Raw genomic sequence first — 977 nt, forward strand, 5'->3', positions numbered from 1 at the left:
GTACCACAATTTAATATAAATATATTTTTGTTAGTTTGTTGTTCCTGTAAATAGGCTCTTGAGATAATTTCCTCTGTAGGCCCTTCGATAAGTACTACCTCATCAGCATAAAACGATTCGCACATAAATGGATTGAACCTAAGAACCTCATACATTTCTTGTTTGAGCTCTTCATCTGTTTTTATATCTTTTGCTTCTTTTAAAAAAGAATCGTTTATTTGGAATATTTTAGTCCCGTTACTGGTTTTAACAAGTCTAATTATTGAAGATTTTGGTTTAGATATGTCGATCATTGTTGGTGAATGAGAAGCACATAGCACTTGATAAGGTAAATCTTCAGTACTTACTTGATAAATTAGCTCCCTTAACTCCTTAACCATTTTTGGATAAAGGAAAAGCTCTGGCTCCTCAAAAAGAACCATATAATCTTTCCTACCAGCTCTCCTTTCGAATTTTTCAGCTACATCTTTCATTAACAATAATGTGAAAATAGCTGTGCGAATTGTTCCATGGCCTACACTATTGTGTGAACAAGGAATTTCATCATCTCTTTCTCCATCAATTGTAGTCTTGACAAACTCTATATCAAATTCTTTCCCAAGTTTGTTTTCTGTCCACGCTAATCGTTCTTTTATATCTTTAAATGCTATACGAGTATCATCAAATATTTTCTTAAAATAATCATTTACGGAATCTTGATAAGATGCAATTGTTTCTGTGTTATACATTTTATCTTGAAGTTCTTTTATTTTAGCCCTAGCATCTTCTAATTCCTGAAGTTCAGCAACTTTCAAAGTACTTTCGGCCATGGTTTTTAATATTTCATTTAGTGTCTTCTTAGCTTCCTCTTCAGTAGGCATTGCTTTAATAAATATGGGTTTTGGCATACATGACTGAAAAACCCTATGCAACCCTATAGAGGCATACCCAATTTCTTCATAAGAATTTTTTTCATAATCGAACGTGTAATTTTTGAC

The 977-nt window shown here is 32.4% G+C and carries 1 protein-coding gene; it reads right to left on the reverse strand.

All coding sequences use genetic code 11. The annotated features are described in order from the left end of the window. A partial coding sequence (locus tag NNN64_RS22825; protein ID WP_271442882.1) for an ATP-dependent nuclease occupies window positions 1-977 on the reverse strand: 977 nt, incomplete at both ends.

The sequence above is a fragment of the Citrobacter sp. Igbk 14 genome (genome assembly GCF_028069825.1).
Classification (GTDB): domain Bacteria; phylum Pseudomonadota; class Gammaproteobacteria; order Enterobacterales; family Enterobacteriaceae; genus Citrobacter.